This is a genomic window from Zobellia russellii (assembly GCF_044597075.1).
GTDB classification, from domain to species: Bacteria; Bacteroidota; Bacteroidia; order Flavobacteriales; family Flavobacteriaceae; genus Zobellia; species Zobellia russellii.
In genome coordinates this window covers 608,079-626,142 of the sequence record NZ_CP139000.1, presented here as the reverse complement: position 1 = coordinate 626,142, position 18,064 = coordinate 608,079, and the positions used below count along the sequence as shown (strand labels likewise).

Genomic DNA, 18,064 nt, shown 5'->3' with positions numbered 1-18,064 from the left:
AGAAATAATTACAATTTTTCTTCTTAATTCTTACTGAATTTGTTTGTTATTTAACATTTCTTGTTAAAAAAAGTTAATACTTTCGGGTGAAATCATAAAAAACACTAAAAATGAAAAAAAACCAAAGAAAACTTCTATCCTTCGCGATTGCCACAGGTCTAATGTTAGGTTCCTGCTCAGATGACATTATCCAAATAGATGAAACTACCGCACCTTCGGCCGTAAGTGCAAAAGCTTCAATTGAAGCACCTTCAAAAGGTCATTTTAATTTAGACTTCTCTAATGCTGTAAGAGAATTTGAGATAGACCTAAATTTATCTGCTGCAGTTGAGCCTAGTGAGTGCGGAGATACTCCATTTAATGAGGTGGCGGATTATTACAACAACTTATTAATAGATGGTTTTATCTCTGCTTGGGATGGTAATCCTGACGCCATTGAAATTATTTTAGAAGACTATTTTGCCATAAACCAAATTGCAGCGGCATACGAAAATAAGAACACTGATTACTTTGGAGCAGATGGAGAGTACACGAACTACGTAAAACAACGCACCAGAAGTCTTGAAAAGTTTTGGGATATGGGCAATTCAATAACTGTTAACGGTCAACACACAGCTACACTAGAAGATTTAGACTTTATCCGGTACATTTATGAAAATTACTCAGATGCAGCTCCAGAAGAAATTGATTATATCTTAAACATAGCAGAGACTTTTAATATAGGAAGCGACCAAATACCTGAAAATCCATTTTTTGCATCAGACGGTTTTGCTACCTCTGACAAGACAATTGTAATTGGCGACGGTATAGTAACATTACTTGAAGACACCGGTCTAGACCCCAAAGTAGTTTGGTCAAGCATTTTAGCCCATGAATGGGGACACCAAATACAATTCTTAAACTTTGACAACTGGGAGTACCCAATACCTGCATTTAGTAATACACCCGAATCTACAAGAATGACTGAACTAGAAGCTGATTTTATAACCGGTTACTATCTAACCCATAAAAGAGGCGCTACGTACAACTGGAAACGCGTTGAAGACTTTTTATCCGCCTTTTTTAATATAGGTGATTGTGGTTTTGAAAATCCTGGCCATCATGGTACGCCTGCACAACGTTTAGCCGCAGCCAAAGCTGGTTATGACTTAGCCAACGGAGCTAAGAAAAAAGGTAAGATTCTTAGTCAAGAAGCTGTACACCTCGCTTTTCTTGCAGAGTTAAACTCAATTACGAATACGGCAGCACCAAGAAGTGTCACCAAATAATTATTTTATAGTTATTTAATACAAATGGCCGCCTCTATAGAGCGGCCTTTTTATTTTCTATACAATATGTGCAAGATAAGTTCTATTTTTCCTCGAAGTTATTCAGCCCTTCTAAAAGCCATTCCCGATACACATCACTATCAGTGTACTGAACGGCATTATTCAAGATTTCCAAATCTGGCGACATTAGAACATAATACGGCTGAGAAGCCGCATTAAAATTAACCGTCTGAAAAGTACCCCATTTCTGTCCTATGGTCTCAATATGTTTTACTCGGCCGGTATCATATTTAAAATCAAATTGCTCTGCCTCAAGAAGTTCCTTTCGGTCATCTACGTACAAAGAAATAAGAACGTAGTCCTGCTTTAAAATAGCATACACATCAGGTTCGCTCCAAACATTCTCTTCCATCTTCCTACAGTTCACACAGGCCCAACCGGTAAAGTCCAACAGAATAGGCTTATTTACTTTCTTTGCATGAGCTACTCCCTCATCAAAATCCTTGTAACAATCTATTCCCAACGGACAGTCGCTCTCGGTTTCAAAAACACTGTAAAACGCTGGTGGCGGAAAACCACTCAAAAGCTTAAGGTTAGAAACCCCTATAAGTCCCAAAAGAATATAAATTGAAAAAGCGGCACTTACCAATCCCGTAACTTTTCTTCCCGCTGAAAGCTTTTGTTTTGGCCCGTCATGCGGAAACCTAAATAATCCAAAAAGATAAAGCGCAAGCAATACGAACAATACCACCCATATACCCAAGAATATTTCACGTTTTAAAATGCCCCAATTACCTACAAGGTCTGCATTGGAAAGGAATTTAAGTGCTAATGCCAGTTCTAGAAAACCTAACACCACTTTAACCGTAGTCATCCACCCACCGGATTTTGGCAATGAATTCAACCAAGCAGGGAATAATGCAAAAAGAGCGAACGGCAGAGCCAGCGCCACACCAAAACCGGTCATGCCCGCTGAAAGGTTCACAGCTACATCTCCCTCTTCCAATACGGTGCTCCCTAAAAGTCCGCCTAAAATAGGCCCTGTACATGAGAATGAAACAATGGCCAATGTTATCGCCATAAAGAAAATACCTATTACGCCACCTATTTTGGAAGAAGCAGCATCCATCTTATTTGCCCAAGAACTAGGCAAAGTCAATTCATAGTACCCGAAAAAAGAGAACGAAAAGAACACGAAAATCAAGAAAAAAGCAATGTTCAACCAAATATTGGTAGCTATGGTATTTAATATCTGGGAGTCTACCGAGTCAAAAATATGGAAAGGCAGACTCAGTAAAAAGTATATTAAAACAATGAAAAAGCCATACAACAGGGCATTTATAATGCCTTTGGATTTTTTTTGCGAGTGTTTGGTAAAAAACGATACCGTAAGCGGAATCATAGGAAAAACGCAGGGCGTCAACAATGCAATTAATCCTCCTAAAAACCCTAAGCCAAAAATCATCCAAAGACCGGAACTTGCCTCACCTACCTCGTGCGTACTCCCTAAAAGTTCCTTATTCTTTAAATCGATTTTTAAAGCCGAACTCAAAGATTTACTGTGTTCATCTATAGTCTTCTCCTCCTTTACAGCCACCCCTCCATCTAGAACAAAACTAAAATCTGCATCCACCGGAATACAGACCTCTTTACAAACCTGATAGAAAAAGTTGATGTCAATTTGATTGACATCCGGATTAAGTAGTTTTATTTTTTGAGTAAAAACGGCCGTTTCCTTAAAATAGGTTTCGTCTACCTCAAAAATATCACTGTACTCAACAATGGTTTCGCTCTCTAAAGTTTCACCAACAAGCTCATAGTTTTCACCTGCATTTTTATAACTGAATTCACTTGGCAAGGACCCTCCTTCAGAAGTGAACTGAGAGTACACATGCCAACCTTCCGCAATGTCTCCTTTCAGAATCAACTCATAATCTGTGTCGCTAATTTTTTTTACTTCTTGAGACCATTTCACGGGATTGTCATCATCCTGAGAAAAAAGACCTAAAGAATTAAAAAACAATGCAATAAATACTATTATATATTTCATTAATTTAATATAAATTTTAAAATATCACTTGTATCTCCCTTTACCTTAAAACGCTCATCTGCCCGCCTACCTATTATCCAAACTACATCTTCACCGGAACAAAGCAACCATTGGCGCTCTTTGGAAACAACATCAATCTTTTCATCCTTAAAAAACTTGGACAGCTTTTTCTTTCCCTGCATTCCTAAAGGATAAAAGTAGTCGCCATTTTTCCATTTCCTTATCGTTAACGGATACTTTAACGCTTTTTTATCTACGTACAGTGTGTGGAGACCCTTGCTTGACAAACTATCTACCGATTCAATTGTAATATGGATGGGCTCTAAAACTTCGGTTTGCTCTTCCGAAATAGCATAAAACTCGGTATCAACTTTCTCAGAAACTTCCGTCAACAATAAAAACTCCCTATCCTTAAGCAAGCGGTGGGTTTTAGAATAAATCTCCTTCCCGCTCATGGCAGTTATTAAATTTTCCACATCATTCCACTCCGTGAACCCATATACCTTAAACAGAGCATGTATATGTGCTGAAATAGGCTTTAAATCCAGTAATGCTTGAGTGGGAATACGAATTACACCTTCCTTTTCTTGAAACAAGCGCGACTTCAATTCCAGAACATGGGCGTCAATAAGCGCTGCACTCTCCGAAAGGTGTTCTTGTGTTTTTGTAAAATTCTTTAAAAAAGAAGGGTTTAAATCTTTCAGCAAAGGCACAATTTCATGCCGGATTTTATTCCGAAGATATTTGGTATCCGCATTAGTGGCATCCTCTCTCCACTTTAAGTTTTGAGACTTTGCATATTCCAAAATCTGACTTCTAGAAAAATGAAGTAGCGGCCTTGACAAAGTCTCCGTCTTTTCCGGAATTCCGGACAGCCCGTCAATACCCGTTCCCCTGGAAAGGTTGATTAAAAACGTTTCCAAACTATCATCCACATGATGGGCAGTTACCAAGGTTTTAATATCATTTTCACGCATGACTTCAGCAAACCAACGATACCTAAGCTCTCTTGCACCAACTTGAACTGAAACTTTATTTTTTTCAATATAACTAATTGCATTAAAATTAGTTACAAAAAATTGAATATCATTACTCGATGCTAATTCTTGAACAAATTTTTCATCGCCGTTGCTAGCTTCTCCCCTCAAATTAAAATTGCAGTGCGCAATGGCAAAATCCAATTTACACCTAACACAAAGATGAACCAAAGCCACACTATCCAACCCTCCGCTACAGGCCAATAAAAACTTGGTCTTTACAAGGTTTTGAAAATTAGCTTCAATATGTTTTTGGAATTCTTCTAACACGATATAAAGGTAAGCAAGAATTAGAATTTGGAGGTCACAATGCGCATCTTTAAACAGGCTTAGCCTTCAAGGACTTCTCGCATAGCTTTTGCCTTCAGCAAACACTCCTCATACTCTTTTTCCGGAATGGCCTTTGCCGTAATGGCACCTCCCACGGAATAGGAAACGTATTTTTTGGACGCATTATAAAGGATACTTCTTATGACTACATTAAAATCGAAATCTCCGTTGGGCGTAAAATACCCCACAGCACCACTGTATAACCCTCGTTTAAAAGCCTCCAATTCCTCAATAATCTTCATGGCCGATACTTTTGGAGCTCCTGTCATGCTACCCATAGGAAAGGATTCTTTGATTACATCAACAGGATTAGTGCCTGACGGAACTTGAGCCACCACAGTGGATATCATTTGATGTACCTGTTGAAAGGTATAGACCTCACAAAGCTCTTCAACCACCACACTACCTTTTAGGGCACTTTTAGACAAGTCGTTACGGACCAAGTCTACAATCATTATATTTTCAGCTCTTTCTTTAGGGTCGGTTTTAAGGGCATTGACCAGCTTATTATCTTCCTCCGGCTGTTTGGCTCGTTTAGAAGTCCCTTTAATAGGTTGCGAAATTAACTTCCCCGCTTCTTTACGTAAATAACGCTCTGGAGAGGCCGAAAGCAAATACTGGTCATAGACCTTTAAAAAAGATGCAAAAGGCGCTTCTGATATCTTATTTAGCTTTTGATAGGTCTTATAAGGGTTGATTTTCGTGTCTTCTGCATAGAATTCTTGACAGAAATTTGCTTCGTAAATATCACCCCGGTGAATATGGGACAACATTTTACCTACTTGCTTAAAATATTCGTCCTTAAAAATACGGAGCTTTATTTTAATGTTTTCCGTCACCGAGATGCTTTCCTTCTCGTGAATTCCACCGGAAATCAAGTCAAAATCGGACTGTATTTCATCATCTACCATCCGCAGATATTCAAAAACCACGGTATTCCCGTTTATCTTGATAATTTTCTTTGGTTGAAAAAAGAACAACTCCGCAAACCCTAGTCCATCGTGATTTTTAGATGACATGTGCTCCACATCATTCTTAAGGTCGTACGAGAGATAACCAAAAATATAGTCTTTGGCCCTATCTTGAAACTCCCTTAATTTTTCAAAAGCCTTTTCACTATCAGTTTTAATGGTCGTTAAGGCATCTACAGCCAGTAAAGCATCAAAAGAGCTGTACTTGCTATTGTGCCCATTGCCATCCAACCACATCACTTCTTCAAACTGTTGCGCCCAAAGCAATAGGTCCTCCTTAAACTTTTTAATTTCAGAAACCGTGAACGTAGTAGAAATACGCAAATGAAAGAGACTTTAGAATTTACTTAAAAACTGGTCTACAGCAGCGCGGTGTGCCTTAGCAAGCTCAGTATTCGTTATACCTTCCCCTTCCTTAAAATTTTCTTGATAAGAAGGTAAAGAAAAAGTAGCGGCTACTTGAGCTCCAAATCTAGGCAAAACCTTTTCCGTGGTTTCCAGAGCTGTCATACCTCCTCTTTGTCCTCCTGAGGTAGACATCAACAACACAGGTTTATCCTCTAAAAACTTACGCTCAACACGTGACAACCAGTCTGTTAAATTCTTAAAATATGCCGAAGGACCACTGTTATGCTCATTAACCGAAATAATGACGCCATCTGCCTTAAGAATGTCATTTTTAAGCTCTACCAAAGAGTTTGAATATCCATTTTCTCTCTCATAATCCTCACTGAACATAGGAAAAGGAAAGTTTACCATGTTCAATAATTGAACATTATAACCCTCAATAAGAGAGACGGTATGCTTTACCAATTGATAATTTATTGATTTAGAGGAATTGCTTCCTGCGAATGCTAATAGCGTTGCCATAATTAGTAGTTAGATGTGTTTTAGCGAAAATATAGCAAATAGAGTTGAATTGCGAGTATTTTATCTAATTTTGCAGCGCAAACATCCAAACTAACTGTATTACAAGTATATATGACAGTTACTCCTATTAACAAAGGAGCAGTACAGCGAACAGAAGTACTAAAATGCAAAGTTTTAAGTTTTAATGATGCTTTTGCCAACTATTGATCGTATTTGCAGTGGAAAATAAGACAGCAAGATTGTATTTTATTGATGCCATGAGGGCATGGGCCATTCTAATGATGCTCCAAGGGCATTTTATAGATGGATTGCTAGACCCTGTTTATAGAGATGGATCCAATACTGCTTTTTCTATCTGGAAATACTTTAGAGGCATTACCGCTCCCTTATTCTTTACGGTTTCAGGGTTTATCTTTACCTATCTTTTAATTAAAGGCGATAAAACCGGACTTCAGAACCCTAGGGTAAAAAAGGGCATAAAAAGAGGGCTTGAACTCTTGTTTATTGGCTATTTATTGCGAACGAACCTTCTAGGTCTTCTACAAGGAAAAATCTATGATTCCTTCTACCTGATCGATGTACTGCATTGCATAGGACTTTCTTTACTTGGAATCATTGGTATTTATCTATTCACTGAAAAACGAAAGAAGTTTGTTTTCCCAACTATACTGTTGAGCGCAACCTTGGTTTTATTCATATTTGAACCCACTTACAAGACCTGGGAATTCTCATTTTTACCGGATGCCTTTGCCAATTACCTAACGAAAAGCAACGGTTCTGTTTTTACCATTCTCCCATGGTTTGGCTATGCTTCATTTGGAGCTTTTTTGTCGGTTGTTTTTACGAAGTTTAAAAACTTGAAATATTTGTATTTCATAGCCATTCCTCTTTTTGCCGCAACAGGGGCTACATTAATAGCCTACTCATCTGATTTGTTTTTACTCGCGTCAAAACATACAGGTTTACAGCTTTTTGCAAACATTTATTTCAACAATTACTTATTCATAAGACTAGGTGATGTACTGCTTGTTTTTAGCGTATTTATGCTATTTAGAAGCCTACTTAGAAACAAGAGTATTTTAAAAATTGGACAAAGCACCCTATCAATTTACATCATACATTTTATTATCCTATACGGCACATTTACAGGATTAGGATTATATCGGTTTTTACACCATTCCCTTTCCCCTGTAACGGTTATTTTAGGAGCTCTAACGTTTATGGTCGTCTGTACTTATTCCGCTCTTGTTTATGAAGAAAATAAGGAGCATATAAAACTAAGAATTACCACTGCCCTAAGATTTGTTTTGACAAAAATAGAGATTACTTCAATCTATATATTTCAACTTTCAAAAAGTAGATTTTTTAGATTCTTAAGGAGAGTTGGTTTGGCTAAGAATTAATTTCTGCCATCTTTAAAATAAAAGAAAAAAATCCGAGTTTATAGCTCGGATTTTTTTCTTTTGAGCAGCAAAGCATTGCGCTGTTCATTTTAACGATACACTACGAATTTGCATTGATTACCTTCATCTCTTCTTCCGTAAACGTCAAATTATCCAACGCTTTTACATTTTCTTTTAGTTGACCAGCAGAACTCGCCCCCACCAATACAGAAGAAATAGCCGGCCTATTCAAAAGCCAAGCAATGGCCATTTGAGATAGCTTTTGACCTCGCTTATCCGCAAGAGCTGCCAAATTTTTAATCTTATCCAGGTTTTTTTCCACTTGTTCCCTGTCCAGGTAGGTCAGATTTTTTGCTGCTCTAGAGTCATCCGGCACACCATTTACATATTTGTTGGTAAGCATTCCCTGTGCCAAAGGAGAAAAAGCAATGCAGCCCACTCCATCATCCTCTAAAGTATCTAGCAGCCCATCTTCTACCCACCTATCAAAAATTGAATACCTAGCTTGGTGCAGCACAAACGGAACCTTTAACTCCTTTAATAACGCAGCTGCTTCTGCCGTTTCTTTAGGCTGATAGTTGGAAATACCCACGTAAAGAGCCTTTCCTTGACGAACAATATCCGCAAGAGCAACCATAGTTTCCTCCAAGGGCGTATCCGGATCAGGCCTGTGGTGATAAAAAATATCAACATAATCCAATCCCATTCTTTTTAGACTTTGATCTATACTGGCCATTAGATACTTTCTAGAGCCCCAATTGCCGTAAGGACCGGGCCACATATCAAATCCCGCTTTAGAAGCTATGAACATCTCATCTCTATACCCTTTAAAGTCTTTCTTAAAAAGCACCCCAAAATTTTCTTCTGCCGAACCATAAGGAGGTCCATAATTATTGGCCAAATCAAAATGAGTAATCCCTAAATCGAACGCTGTTCTTAAAATTTCCCTAGCGTTATGCTGATTATCTATAAAACCGAAGTTATGCCACAAACCAAGGGAAATAGCGGGCAGCAAAACACCACTTTTCCCACAGCGATTGTATTTCATTGTGTCATACCTCTTAGAATCTGCAGTGTATTCCGTAATACCTGACTTGTCATTTATATGCATTGAAAAATGTTTTAATTACTAAAACCTAAAGCTACATAGAAATTACGAATGGAGATGCCACAGCTCAGAACCGGATCCATAAAAATAGTATCAACTTTACACATCCGAAGCAAAAGGTTATTAGGACTGAATCAAAATAGAAAGCAAAACATAAACCCTTGAAAGGATTCTACTATTTTTATCCCTTCAACTAAAAACAAAACAATAGCAAACATGAGCGATAAAAAGTTTACCCCCGTTAAATTGGCATTGGAAAAAGATAAGAGATATGCCTGGTGTACCTGCGGCCATTCCGAAACGAATGTTTTTTGCGATGGCTCTCATAAACAACACCAGAAACCCGGCTCTTTAGTTTTTCAAGTTGATGAAGATAAAGACGCCAGAATCTGCACTTGCAAGCTTACAAGCAACCCACCTTATTGTGATGGAAGCCACAAATAAAAAAATCCCGTCTAGAAGCTAGACGGGATTTTTTTTACAATACTTTGTGAAGTCTAAATATGCAATGCACGGTTATCCGTAGCTGCAAGAGCAGCTTCTTTTACCGCTTCGGCAAAAGTAGGATGTGCATGGCTCATTCTAGAGATATCCTCAGCAGATGCACGGAATTCCATAGCAGTAACCGCTTCGGCAATTAAATCCGCACTACGGGCACCAATCATGTGAACTCCTAAAACTTCGTCCGTTATCTTATCGGCCAATATTTTTACAAACCCGTCCAAATCCATACTGGCACGAGAGCGACCTAAGGCACGCATTGGAAATTGTCCCACTTTGTATGCTACACCAGCTTCTTTAAGTTCTTCTTCCGTTTTACCAACAGAAGCAACTTCTGGCCAAGTGTAAACCACACCTGGAATCAAGTTATAATCTATATGAGGTTTTTGACCTGCCAATTGTTCGGCAACCAAAGTTCCCTCCTCTTCTGCTTTATGGGCCAACATGGCACCACGAATAACATCTCCAATAGCGTAGATGTTAGAAGCCGAAGTTTGTAAATGGTCGTTCACCTCTACTTTACCTCTAGAATCCAATTTAACACCAGCGGCTTCAACGTTCAATCCATCGGTATAAGGTCTTCTGCCCACAGCAACCAAACAGTAGTCACCTTTCAACTCTATCTCTTGACCTTTTTTATCATCGGCCTTAACTATAACCTCGTCTCCGCTTCTCTCAACGGACTTCACTTTACTGGAAAGGTTGAATTTTACCTTTTGTTTCTTTAAAACCTTGGTCAATTCTTTGGAAAGCGAAGCATCCATAGTAGGAATAATGCGATCCATATATTCAACTACGGTAACATCCGCGCCAAGACGCTTGTAAACTTGACCGAGCTCCAAACCAATAACCCCTCCACCTATAATAATCAAGTGCTTAGGTATCTCTTTTAGCGTTAAGGCCTCTGTAGATGTAATTATGCGTTCTTTGTCTATTTTGATGAAAGGAAGCGTAGATGGTTTACTTCCTGTAGCTATAATTGTATTTTTAGTTTCAATGGTTTCCGTAGTCCCATCATTTTTCTTGATATTGATATGTGTAGCATCCTTAAAACTACCCAATCCTTCAAAAACATCAATTTTATTTTTGTCCATCAAAAACTTGACCCCATCACACGTCTGTTTTACAACAGCCGCCTTTCTGGCGATCATCTGCTCCAAGTTTACCTTTATCTCGCCAGGAATATCAATTCCGTGATCCGAAAAATGTTTAATGGCATCCTCGTAATGGTGAGAAGAATCCAATAAAGCTTTAGACGGTATACAACCTACATTAAGGCAGGTTCCTCCTAAAGTACTGTACTTTTCTATTATAGCTGTTTTCAACCCCAATTGTGCGCAACGAATAGCCGCCACATATCCTCCTGGTCCTGAGCCAATAATGGCCACATCGTATGAACTCATAAAATTTTCTTTGAATTTGAAATACAAAATTAATACTATTTTCCGGTTTAAGGTACCCTTTATCGATTTATACAAAAGTTGCACAAACCCCATCAAAATTGTAATATTACCTAATAGCTAAACCGTTATTAATGACAAACCAAAATTCAGGGGAGCACAGAGAGAACGAAAACATCGTTAAAAACAAAGAATTAAATATCTGGGAAGCACTCACCCCCGTTATAGCCCTAGTAGCTATGCTGGCCTATAATGTTTATGTATTTGGAGATGATGCGCTTAGCGGATCCAACCAATTTATTCTCCTCTTGGGAGGCGCCGTTGCCGCCATTGTAGGTGTAATGAACAAGGTGTCTTACAAGCAAATGATGGCAGAGGTAGCAGAAAACCTGAAATCTACCACCGGAGCATTGCTCATTTTACTAATGGTAGGGGCATTAGCGGGTTCTTGGCTTATAAGTGGCATCATTCCCGCCATGATCTATTTCGGACTTCAGATTCTCAATCCCACTATATTTTTAGCTGCAAGTGTCATTATCTGCGCCATTATATCCATTGCCACAGGAAGCAGCTGGACTACTTCCGCCACAGTAGGCATAGCCCTTATAGGTATTGGCGAAGCACTGGGCATACCATTAGGAATGACCGCCGGCGCCGTATTGTCCGGAGCCTATTTTGGGGACAAACTATCTCCTCTTAGTGACACTACCAACCTAGCACCTGCCATGGCGGGCGGAGAGCTTTTTGAACATATTAGATATATGCTCTACACTACAGTGCCAACGGTTAGCGTTACCTTGATCTTTTTTATCATATTAGGATTTTCAATTGAAACGAAAGGGGCCGCGGATATTGATTCCATTTTAACCTCTATTAATTCCGCTTTCACCATTACACCTTGGCTTTTTCTTGTACCTATAGCCGTAGTAGTTCTAATCGTTAAGAAAACTCCGCCATTGGCCGCCCTGCTCATAGGAACTTTATTGGGAGCAATATTCGCCCTTATTTTCCAACCCGATGTTGTAGCAGGTATTACGGAGGCAAAGACACTTACATTTAAATCAGGTTACGAAGGCGTCATTAAAGCCATAACCGTTCAAACCTCCGTACCAACGGATAACGCTGCACTTAACGACCTATTCTCATCAAAAGGAATGACAGGAATGATGGGTACCATTTGGCTCATTATCTGCGCCATGGTTTTTGGTGGTATTATGGATGGTATTGGCGCATTGGACCGTATTACAAAATCCTTATTAAAAATGGCAAAAACTACATTCGGGCTTTTTGCCAGTACTGTAGGAAGCTGTTTGGCATTGAATATTACCGCATCAGACCAGTACCTTGCAATAGTTGTTCCCGGTAAAATGTTCAGCAAGGCCTATGCCGATAAAAATTTGGCCCCTGAAAACTTAAGTCGGACTTTAGAGGATTCCGGAACGGTAACTTCCGTGCTTGTTCCTTGGAACACCTGTGGAGCATATCATAGTAGTGTTCTTGGAGTTGGAACCGCTGAGTACGCCCTTTTTGCCGTTTTCAATTGGCTGAGTCCAATTATGACGCTTATTTTTGCTGCATTACAAATCAAATTAAAGCAACTGACTACATCGTCTTAAAAAAATAAAGATTTCTTAAAATCGCTTAAATGTGAATATCAAAATAACAGGTTATTAAACTAAGAATTTGGTAATTTAAGCTGTTTGATTTTACCGATTTAACACTTTATGTCAAATGAAATACATCGCATCTACAATACTTATTCTTCTATCAATTTTTTAAATACACATTACTTTTATCGCCATAATATTGATGTAATTTTGTAATCAAATTGAAACATTAAAAAACTATATCATATGGCTTTTGTAGGTAAAAAATTCCCCAATCTGAGTGTAAACGCAATGAACGATTTGGGAGACACATTCAAATTAAACGTTTTAGAGGAGGCTCAAAAAAACAACAAGAAGGTTGTTCTTTTCTGGTACCCTAAGGACTTTACATTTGTTTGCCCAACTGAATTGCACGCTTTTCAGGCTGCTTTAGGTGAATTCGAAAAAAGAAATACATTGGTAATTGGTGCGTCTTGCGATACCGCAGAGGTTCACTTTGCTTGGTTAAGTACAGACAAAGATAACGGTGGTATTGAAGGAGTTACATATCCTCTTTTGGCGGATAGTAACCGTAACCTTGCCTCCACTTTAGGTATTTTGGACATTACTGATGAGCAGTACAATGAAGAAACCGGTGTTGTTACTGTTGAAGGAGACAATGTAACCTACCGTGCAACATACCTTATTGATGAAGAAGGTACTGTTTTCCACGAAGGCATCAACCATATGCCATTAGGTAGAAACGTAAACGAGTACCTACGTCTTATTGATGCTTATACGCATGTACAGGAAAAAGGTGAGGTTTGTCCAGCAAACTGGGAAGAAGGAAAAGAAGCAATGACCGCTGATAGAAAAGGTGTTGCCGAATACCTTTCTGCACATAGCAACTAAATAATTGCTTTAGTTACAAGTTAACCGCTTGTACAATTAGTGCAAGCGGTACTTTTTTAACTTAAATAAGTATAAATTTTAAAACCTTTAGATATGGTATTGGAATTGGAACAAGATAATCTGCAAGAAATCATAGCAGAGAAGAAAAATGTAGTAGTACAATATTCTGCCGGATGGTGTGGCAACTGCCGTATCATGAAGCCTAAATTTAAGAAAGAAGCTTCTGCTAACGAAGATTTCACTTTCGTTATAGCCGATGCCGAGAAATTCCCTGAAAGTCGAAAATTGGCCAATGTAGACAACTTGCCTACTTTTGCAACTTTCACCAACGGAGAGTTTAAAAATCAAGTACAAACGAACAAATATGATGTTCTAAAAGAATTGATTAGTGAAGCTTCCAGTAATTAAGCACTTAACAAATTTCATTGAAGAGAACGATGAGGATTTTGTTATTGAAACCATTGAGACCTTAGAAGCATTGACCGAAGTGCCTTCTCTAAAGGACGAGGAACTTGATGTTATTGGTGAACTTATATCTAATATGTACGGCGCTCTTGAGGTACAGAAAGGTATTAAAGCAGGTAAACCGCAGAAGGAAGCCTTGAACGAATTTATGCAACGTGTAATGGGCTCTATAGACAAATAGAACACCCCATTTTACAACGATTTAAAGTGAAGTAACTATTGATTTTTTAAAAGAATCAATTAAGTTGTTTCACTTTTTTCATTTTATACGTTTTCATAAACCACATTTATCATATGCAACACCTTTAATTAGCTATAATTTTATATTTTCACAGCGAATCTAAATAGAACATATCATGGCAACAGTAACCTTAAAAGGAAACGAAATACATACTTTAGGAAATCTTCCAGCAAACGGAAGCAAAGCTCCTAGCTTTACATTAACAAAAAGCGACCTTTCACCTGCAACTCTTTCTGACTACTCCGGAAAAAGAGTGGTTTTAAATATTTTTCCTAGTGTAGACACGGGTACTTGTGCCCAATCCGTTAGACAGTTCAACGAAGAAGCTGCCGAACTGGACAATACCGTAGTTCTATGCGTGTCCAAAGACTTACCTTTTGCCCAAGCCCGTTTTTGTGGCGCTGAGGGTATTAAAAATGTAGAAATGTTATCTGATTTCCGTGACGGAAGTTTTGGCAAAGACTACGGAGTTGCCTTCTCCGATGGTCCCCTAGCCTCTTTATTATCTAGATCGGTAGTGGTACTTAATGAGTCCGGTGAAGTAATTCATACGGAACAAGTTACCGAAACAGTAGATGAGCCCAACTACAAAGCGGCTCTTGAAGCTTTAGCCGATGCCTAAAGAAGAGTCGTTTGCAGTAAACAGAATAAAAAGTGTGGGCTTCGCTTTGCGTGGAGCCCTTCTTTTAGTTAGGACGGAGGCCAGTATAAAAATCCAGGTATTTTTGGCCATTGCCGTTACTATTGCCGGGTTTTATTACGAAATCTCTGCTACGGAATGGATTTTTCAAGTCTTTGCCATTTCTATGGTCGTAGGCATTGAAGGGGCCAATACGGCTATAGAAAAATTGTGTGATTTTATTCATCCGGATTTTGATGAAAGAATCGGTTTTATTAAAGATGTAGCCGCTGGCGCTGTAATGCTTGTATCCATTGGAGCAATTATTGTTGGCTGTATTATCTATATCCCAAAAGTATTTTAGTCCCTATTTCATCTGCATTTGCAATTCTGTTTGGTTGCAATTTTCCATTATACAATGCCAAACCCATCACACACTGGTGTCAAACGAAAGACTCCCATATCAACCAAAAACCATTCCTCAACGAACATTTTCATCGCTGTAGCTAGCTACTTATGATTCCTAAATGATGTTTCAAAAATTCTAAATTTCGCATTTGCCTACCCTATCCCCAATCAATCACCTTTATAAAATTTGCTGCTACAAAATCCGTAATTAAGTAGTTTAAGACTCTGCAGGTTATCGATAAGACCCCATAGAACAACATAATCCAGAAAAACCCGTTAAAAACAAAAAAGGACAAATAAGATAGCAAAAAGCTATGTTCAATAGCATACGGAAAGCAGTTTTCATTAGGGCTTTCAAGGGCGAAAAATCAAGTATCAAAAAAACCATAACCCCCTTTTAGGGAGTATGTACTTTATAAAAACGAAAAGACTTTTCACAATCCCTACTTTGAAAACTTCGTAATACGTATTTTTGCATCCAGTGGAAAAAAAATAATGGCCAAAAAGAAAACAACGACAACCAAAAAAAAGACGCCCACCAAGAAGGCTGGTCTTAAGGTATCCAAAAAGAACAAGATTATTTTAGGGAGCCTACTGATACTTTTCAGTATGGCACTGTTTTTCTCATTTGTGTCTTTTTATTTCACTTGGCAGGATGACCAAAGCCTATTATCAGAATTTGCCAATAGAAACGAACAAGCCAAAAACCTGCTCAATAAGTTTGGGGCCAGTGTAAGCCACTTTTTTGTTTACAAAGGTTTTGGTGTGGCTTCTATTATCCTAACAGTCTTAGTTTGTATTACGGGGCTACACCTGTTCTTAAGCTTGGAGAAAAAAGGGCTTCTAAAAAAATGGATATGGGGTCTTATCTTTATGATTTGGATATCTATTGCCCTAGGTTTTCTAGCAGACACCAAACCCTTATTGGGCGGACTTGTAGGCTATGAAATGAACGACTTTTTAAGAGATTACACAGGTAATATAGGTGTGGTACTTATTCTTCTTTTTGGCCTGGTATTCATATTAGTGCGTTTCTTCCATTTTACTCCTGAAGGAATGGCCCAGTTTTTCCGCAAAAAGACATCAACCTTAAAATCTGAATTGGAATCTACAACGAAAGAAGCATCCGATACGGTTAGAGACGTAAAGGAATCCATTAAAAAGACCGAAAAGGAAGAGCCAATAGTACTTGACACATACACCCATAAAAAAGACATTCCGCCTTTAAAAAAGGAAGAGGTACCTTTAGATGATTTTGAAGTTACCGTTCCTGTAGAAGAAGAAACCACAGATGAACTTTCTATGGAAGTAGAGAAGATAGTGGAAGAGCAAGAAGAAACTGATAATATAGCGGATAAACTAGTGGAGGATTTTGGTGAATTTGACCCCACCCTAGAATTGGGCAACTATAAATTCCCCACAATGGAACTGTTAGACCAGCACGGTGTAACAGGTGGTATCACCATAAATCAAGAAGAACTTGAGGAAAACAAAAATAAAATTGTTGATACCCTTAAGAACTACAAAATTGGTATTTCTCAAATCAAGGCTACCATTGGTCCAACCGTAACCCTTTACGAAATAGTTCCCGAAGCCGGTGTACGGATATCCAAGATTAAGAACCTAGAAGATGATATTGCCCTGTCGCTTGCCGCTCTGGGTATACGTATTATTGCACCTATTCCGGGAAAAGGAACCATTGGTATTGAAGTGCCCAACAAAAATGCGACAATCGTTTCTATGCGTTCGGTCATAGCTTCCAGTAAATTCCAAAAAGCGGAAATGGAACTGCCCATTGCTTTTGGAAAAACCATTAGCAACGAAACTTTTGTTGTAGACTTGGCAAAAATGCCCCACCTTTTAATGGCTGGTGCTACAGGTCAAGGTAAATCCGTTGGATTAAATGCGGTGCTTACCTCGCTTCTTTACAAAAAGCACCCGGCCGAGGTAAAGTTTATCTTGGTAGATCCTAAAAAAGTGGAACTTTCCATCTACAATAAGATAGAAAGGCACTTTCTTGCGAAATTACCAGATTCTGAAGAAGCCATCATTACGGATAATGCAAAGGTTATCAATACCTTGAACTCCCTTTGTATAGAGATGGATGACCGATACGAGTTATTAAAGCATGCCCAAGTACGTAACTTAAAAGAGTACAACGTAAAATTCAAGGCCCGAAAGCTTAACCCCAATGACGGACATAAATTCTTACCGTACATTGTATTGGTGATAGATGAATTTGCAGATTTGATCATGACCGCGGGCAAAGAAGTAGAAACCCCTATTGCGCGTCTTGCCCAATTGGCACGGGCTATTGGTATTCATTTGATCATTGCTACGCAACGTCCTTCGGTAAACGTTATAACAGGTATTATCAAAGCGAATTTTCCCGCCAGGATTGCGTTTAGGGTAACCTCTAAAATAGATTCAAGAACTATTTTGGATGCACAAGGAGCTGATCAGCTTATTGGTCGTGGAGATATGCTCTACACACAAGGAAACGATGTTACCCGTATTCAGTGTGCTTTTGTAGACACCCCGGAAGTAGCCAAAATAACAGAATATATAGGTTCGCAACGCGCCTATCCAAATGCCCATGAACTGCCAGAATATTCGGGCGAGGATTCTGGCACAAGTATTGATGTTGATATAGCGGACAGGGATGCCCTCTTCCGTGATGCCGCCGAAGTAATTGTTACGGCGCAACAAGGTTCCGCATCTTTGATTCAAAGAAAAATGAAATTGGGTTACAACCGTGCAGGTCGTATCGTAGACCAGTTGGAAGCGGCCGGAATTGTAGGGCCTTTTGAAGGAAGTAAAGCGCGCCAGGTTTTAGTACCTGACCTTGTAGCCCTTGATCAATTGCTGAGCAACGAACGCTCCTAATTAGAACTA

General features: G+C 38.8%; 16 protein-coding genes. 10 read left to right on the top strand and 6 right to left on the bottom strand.

What is annotated here, in order from left to right; translation table 11 throughout:
- Nucleotides 1–110: 110 nt before the first annotated feature.
- Complete coding sequence (locus tag SJY45_RS02550) at nt 111–1,268, top strand: hypothetical protein (protein ID WP_400073159.1); 1,158 nt, start codon at nt 111–113, stop codon at nt 1,266–1,268.
- A gap of 82 nt (nt 1,269–1,350) precedes the next feature.
- Here SJY45_RS02550 and SJY45_RS02545 read toward each other — a convergent pair whose 3' ends face one another.
- The 4 genes from SJY45_RS02545 to SJY45_RS02530 are packed head-to-tail and all read right to left on the bottom strand — an operon-like array spanning nt 1,351 to nt 6,526.
- On the bottom strand, nt 1,351–3,318 hold the full coding sequence (locus SJY45_RS02545; protein WP_400073158.1) for a cytochrome c biogenesis protein CcdA: 1,968 nt from the start codon (nt 3,316–3,318) through the stop codon (nt 1,351–1,353).
- Nucleotides 3,318–4,625: a tRNA lysidine(34) synthetase TilS gene (tilS, locus tag SJY45_RS02540; RefSeq protein WP_400073157.1), complete on the bottom strand. Its 1,308-nt coding sequence runs from the start codon at nt 4,623–4,625 to the stop codon at nt 3,318–3,320. Before tilS ends, SJY45_RS02545 begins: the two co-directional genes overlap by 1 nt.
- A 59-nt stretch (nt 4,626–4,684) precedes the next feature.
- A complete protein-coding gene (locus tag SJY45_RS02535; RefSeq protein ID WP_400073156.1) occupies nt 4,685–5,980 on the bottom strand; it encodes an anthranilate synthase component I family protein in 1,296 nt (431 codons plus the stop codon).
- A gap of 12 nt (nt 5,981–5,992) precedes the next feature.
- Nucleotides 5,993–6,526, bottom strand: a complete 534-nt coding sequence (locus tag SJY45_RS02530) for an NADPH-dependent FMN reductase (RefSeq protein WP_289040037.1) — start codon at nt 6,524–6,526, stop codon at nt 5,993–5,995.
- A 218-nt stretch (nt 6,527–6,744) separates the two neighbouring features.
- On the opposite strand from SJY45_RS02530, the gene SJY45_RS02525 reads away from it, so the two are divergent.
- Entirely contained in the window at nt 6,745–7,929 is a 1,185-nt protein-coding gene (locus SJY45_RS02525) for a heparan-alpha-glucosaminide N-acetyltransferase domain-containing protein (protein WP_400073155.1), read from the top strand.
- A 100-nt stretch (nt 7,930–8,029) separates the two neighbouring features.
- Here SJY45_RS02525 and mgrA read toward each other — a convergent pair whose 3' ends face one another.
- Complete coding sequence (gene mgrA, locus SJY45_RS02520; protein ID WP_400073154.1) at nt 8,030–9,040, bottom strand: L-glyceraldehyde 3-phosphate reductase; 1,011 nt, start codon at nt 9,038–9,040, stop codon at nt 8,030–8,032.
- A gap of 213 nt (nt 9,041–9,253) precedes the next feature.
- Between mgrA and SJY45_RS02515 the strand changes: the two genes are divergently transcribed.
- Nucleotides 9,254–9,481 (top strand): CDGSH iron-sulfur domain-containing protein, encoded by a 228-nt coding sequence (locus SJY45_RS02515; protein WP_215439353.1) that lies wholly within the window; start codon nt 9,254–9,256, stop codon nt 9,479–9,481.
- Between the two features lie 53 nt (nt 9,482–9,534).
- Here SJY45_RS02515 and lpdA read toward each other — a convergent pair whose 3' ends face one another.
- Nucleotides 9,535–10,941 carry a dihydrolipoyl dehydrogenase gene (lpdA, locus tag SJY45_RS02510; protein WP_400073153.1) on the bottom strand — a complete coding sequence of 469 codons (1,407 nt, stop codon included), beginning with the start codon at nt 10,939–10,941 and terminating at the stop codon, nt 9,535–9,537.
- Nucleotides 10,942–11,072: 131 nt separating this feature from the next.
- Between lpdA and nhaC the strand changes: the two genes are divergently transcribed.
- The 7 genes from nhaC (at nt 11,073) to SJY45_RS02475 (ending at nt 18,055) form a co-directional block, all read left to right on the top strand.
- On the top strand, nt 11,073–12,554 hold the full coding sequence (gene nhaC, locus SJY45_RS02505) for a Na+/H+ antiporter NhaC (protein WP_289062983.1): 1,482 nt from the start codon (nt 11,073–11,075) through the stop codon (nt 12,552–12,554).
- A gap of 237 nt (nt 12,555–12,791) precedes the next feature.
- Nucleotides 12,792–13,436, top strand: coding sequence for a peroxiredoxin (locus tag SJY45_RS02500; RefSeq protein ID WP_215439347.1), 645 nt, complete (start codon nt 12,792–12,794; stop codon nt 13,434–13,436).
- 93 nt (nt 13,437–13,529) lie between these two features.
- Nucleotides 13,530–13,844, top strand: a complete 315-nt coding sequence (locus SJY45_RS02495; RefSeq protein WP_215439345.1) for a co-chaperone YbbN — start codon at nt 13,530–13,532, stop codon at nt 13,842–13,844.
- Nucleotides 13,825–14,082: a DUF6952 family protein gene (locus tag SJY45_RS02490; protein ID WP_215439343.1), complete on the top strand. Its 258-nt coding sequence runs from the start codon at nt 13,825–13,827 to the stop codon at nt 14,080–14,082. Before SJY45_RS02495 ends, SJY45_RS02490 begins: the two co-directional genes overlap by 20 nt.
- Before the next feature lie 175 nt (nt 14,083–14,257).
- A complete protein-coding gene (gene tpx, locus SJY45_RS02485; RefSeq protein ID WP_400073152.1) occupies nt 14,258–14,764 on the top strand; it encodes a thiol peroxidase in 507 nt (168 codons plus the stop codon).
- Nucleotides 14,757–15,125 carry a diacylglycerol kinase gene (locus SJY45_RS02480; protein ID WP_215439339.1) on the top strand — a complete coding sequence of 123 codons (369 nt, stop codon included), beginning with the start codon at nt 14,757–14,759 and terminating at the stop codon, nt 15,123–15,125. The genes tpx and SJY45_RS02480 overlap by 8 nt, the downstream gene beginning before the upstream one ends.
- A 539-nt stretch (nt 15,126–15,664) precedes the next feature.
- A complete protein-coding gene (locus SJY45_RS02475; RefSeq protein ID WP_400073151.1) occupies nt 15,665–18,055 on the top strand; it encodes a DNA translocase FtsK in 2,391 nt (796 codons plus the stop codon).
- The last annotated feature ends 9 nt before the right edge of the window (nt 18,056–18,064 follow it).

Bases quoted from the DNA above. Each gene is read 5' to 3' on its own strand.
- SJY45_RS02500 (WP_215439347.1), top strand. From the start codon at position 12,792: ATGGCTTTTGTAGGTAAAAAATTCCCCAATCTGAGTGTAAACGCAATG.
- tpx (WP_400073152.1), top strand. From the start codon at position 14,258: ATGGCAACAGTAACCTTAAAAGGAAACGAAATACATACTTTAGGAAAT.
- mgrA (WP_400073154.1), bottom strand. From the start codon at position 9,040: ATGCATATAAATGACAAGTCAGGTATTACGGAATACACTGCAGATTCT.
- nhaC (WP_289062983.1), top strand. From the start codon at position 11,073: ATGACAAACCAAAATTCAGGGGAGCACAGAGAGAACGAAAACATCGTT.
- SJY45_RS02550 (WP_400073159.1), top strand. From the start codon at position 111: ATGAAAAAAAACCAAAGAAAACTTCTATCCTTCGCGATTGCCACAGGT.
- SJY45_RS02515 (WP_215439353.1), top strand. From the start codon at position 9,254: ATGAGCGATAAAAAGTTTACCCCCGTTAAATTGGCATTGGAAAAAGAT.
- SJY45_RS02495 (WP_215439345.1), top strand. From the start codon at position 13,530: ATGGTATTGGAATTGGAACAAGATAATCTGCAAGAAATCATAGCAGAG.
- SJY45_RS02475 (WP_400073151.1), top strand. From the start codon at position 15,665: ATGGCCAAAAAGAAAACAACGACAACCAAAAAAAAGACGCCCACCAAG.
- SJY45_RS02545 (WP_400073158.1), bottom strand. From the start codon at position 3,318: ATGAAATATATAATAGTATTTATTGCATTGTTTTTTAATTCTTTAGGT.
- SJY45_RS02480 (WP_215439339.1), top strand. From the start codon at position 14,757: ATGCCTAAAGAAGAGTCGTTTGCAGTAAACAGAATAAAAAGTGTGGGC.
- SJY45_RS02530 (WP_289040037.1), bottom strand. From the start codon at position 6,526: ATGGCAACGCTATTAGCATTCGCAGGAAGCAATTCCTCTAAATCAATA.
- lpdA (WP_400073153.1), bottom strand. From the start codon at position 10,941: ATGAGTTCATACGATGTGGCCATTATTGGCTCAGGACCAGGAGGATAT.